We start from the raw sequence: 2,229 nt of genomic DNA, 5'->3' as shown, positions 1-2,229 counted from the left end.
GAGCAACATCGTTGCGATTGCGCGCAGCCCGATATTGGAAAGGGGAAGGGTCATTTCAGCCAGCCTGGATCGATTGTGGAATCCTGATACTAAGGCAACGCAGGTCAAGTGGCGCGATCATCAAGGTGCGTGGAAGGCTTGCCAGCTGTTGCTACCAGTGCCCCGTGGGCGCTGCGCGTTGCGGGAACAGCCAGATCAACAGGATCACCAGGACAACAATCGTGGCCGATGCCGAGTAGCGGCTCAGGGCCAATCCACCACTGGCGACAGGCTTGTCCAAGGAGTCACCGACCACGGCTCCCAGAGGGCGCGTCAGAATGAATGCCGACCAGAACAGGATCGTGCGCGAGGCGTTCGTCCATCGGTACAGGCCCGCTGTCAACGCAATCGCCATGGAGAAAACAAGTGTGCCTCGCGTGTAACCCATGCCGGCCGTGTCGGCCGTCCAGTCACCGAGCGCGGTACCCAAGGTTTGCGAAAACATGATCGTGGTCCAATAAAAGACCTCGGCCTTTGGCGAATGGATCGTGTCAACGGCGATATTGCCGAGGCTGCGATACCAGACCAGCAGCGACACCAGCAGCAGCGAAAGAAGAAGGGCTGTTCCGCCCGCGTAGCCGATGCCCAGCGAACGCGTGGAGAAATCCGCCAGAGTCGTGCCAACGGTGGTGGTTGAGATGATCGTGGCCCAGTACAGGAACGGGTGGAAGGCGTTCGCTCGAATCTGGGCGACTACGGCTACGACAAAGACCGCAGCGAATATTCCGGTGCCAAGCAGGCAGCCGAAGCCCAGTGACATGGAGACGGCATCACCGCCCGTTTCGCCAAGCGTCGTGGCAAGAATCTTGATGGCCCAGAACACGAGAGTGACTTCGGGGACCTTGCAGGCAAATTCTCTTGTATTCACCTTGGACATCCAGCATGGATTCCTGCGACGCAGGCCGTACTCCGTAGCCCGCAGGCACGGCGAAACCGGCAGCTTGAGCGGGAAGCCTGAGCCAGAGGCCGTTAGGTTCGTCTGTGTACGTCGAATCCATGCCTTGCAGTCTTGCTCACGCAGAATCTCTGGCCAGAACTTCTCGCTTGAGCCGAAACGAAGTCTTGCGCCTGCAGGATGGTAGGGAGGCGGCAGACGGGGCTTTCAATCCCCGCTTTCGCCGCGCAGTTGCTCCAGGTGCGCGTTGAACCAGTCAGCGCTGGGCACGGCTGTCTTTCCAGGGCAGCGCACCTGATAAACCTCGCCACTCATGCTGCTCTTGCTGGCCGCCAGCGCAATGAATGTGTCGGTGCCGGTGAGCAAATCCTTCCGCTCCAGATAGTCCAGCTTGCGTTGCAGATGACTTGCGGCCTTCGGGCCGGCATACCAGCTGCCGTTTCGGTAGAACTCGCAATCGGATTGCTCGAGCACATCGAGCAGCGCCCTGATCTCTGCGCGAGCTGCATGGGGAAGCGGGCTTGCCAGCGCTACCGCTGAATGGAGGAAAAACGTGGTGATCAGGAGGATGCGTTTCACGGGTTCTCGCGCCTGTGCTTTTCGATGGTGGACAACGGGTGTCAACACGCACTTGAGTCCCGTTCGCCGTGCCATGCGAATGAGCATCGACAGGCGAGTAGCCCGAAGCGGGCGGCTGGCAGCGATTCGACGTCCGGGCAAGAAGTTTCGCATGCGCGGATCGGGATTCACGGGATTTTCGTTTCGCGCAACACATGGCCGAAGGCCTGATTCTCACAAGGGGCGGCGATCGGAATCGGGACACGGGCATGCCGGTGATGTTCGCGCACGATGGACAGGACCATCAATCGAGCATCCGATGGGCGCGTTCCCGGAAGCGGAGGCTCGAGATCAACGGCAATACGCTGGTCGGGTTCGTGTGGGGCGAGAGCGGTCATGCGCCTGCGGGCATCGAAGCTATGGTGATCGCCTACTAGCCGTGATCGGGTTCCTCGGCAGGAATCGGCCGGACATGGGGCCGGGGCGTGATCGCCGGGAGGGCTCCGGACACCTTCATCCGCATCGTCCGCGGAGGGTAAGAATGTGACCAGTGGCGCGACAAATCTCGAAGTGAAGGACTCTCGCCCGAGGTCACCCTGAACTGCCGGCGCAAGTTTCCAGGAGCTCAAGAAACGAGGCTGTTTTGAGACCTATGCGTTAAACGAGCTCGGTCTGTCTGCGCAAAATGCCAACTCTGGCACGGTTTTCGCTAGGAAGCCGGTTGCGCTACCTCGAAC

3 protein-coding genes are annotated in these 2,229 nt (G+C 60.2%); 1 reads left to right on the top strand and 2 read right to left on the bottom strand.

From position 1 onward, the window contains the following. Window positions 1–151: 151 nt before the first annotated feature. A complete protein-coding gene (locus WBP53_RS14650; protein WP_423930206.1) occupies window positions 152–916 on the bottom strand; it encodes a hypothetical protein in 765 nt (254 codons plus the stop codon). A 225-nt stretch (window positions 917–1,141) separates the two neighbouring features. Further along, window positions 1,142–1,513, bottom strand: a complete 372-nt coding sequence (locus WBP53_RS14645; RefSeq protein WP_423930204.1) for a DUF5329 domain-containing protein — start codon at window positions 1,511–1,513, stop codon at window positions 1,142–1,144. A 194-nt stretch (window positions 1,514–1,707) separates the two neighbouring features. On the opposite strand from WBP53_RS14645, the gene WBP53_RS14640 reads away from it, so the two are divergent. Next, window positions 1,708–1,929, top strand: a complete 222-nt coding sequence (locus WBP53_RS14640) for a hypothetical protein (RefSeq protein ID WP_423930202.1) — start codon at window positions 1,708–1,710, stop codon at window positions 1,927–1,929. Window positions 1,930–2,229 lie beyond the last annotated feature (300 nt).

It is taken from the genome of Dokdonella sp., from assembly GCF_049593775.1.
In the GTDB taxonomy this organism is placed as follows: Bacteria; Pseudomonadota; Gammaproteobacteria; order Xanthomonadales; family Rhodanobacteraceae; genus Dokdonella.
Note: the sequence above shows the minus strand (reverse complement) of the source record. Positions and strands in the feature narration are given on the sequence as shown.

What these genes read in the sequence shown, in the direction of transcription:
- WBP53_RS14650 (WP_423930206.1), bottom strand. Translation starts at nt 916, where the DNA reads ATGTCCAAGGTGAATACAAGAGAATTTGCCTGCAAGGTCCCCGAAGTC.
- WBP53_RS14640 (WP_423930202.1), top strand. Translation starts at nt 1,708, where the DNA reads ATGGCCGAAGGCCTGATTCTCACAAGGGGCGGCGATCGGAATCGGGAC.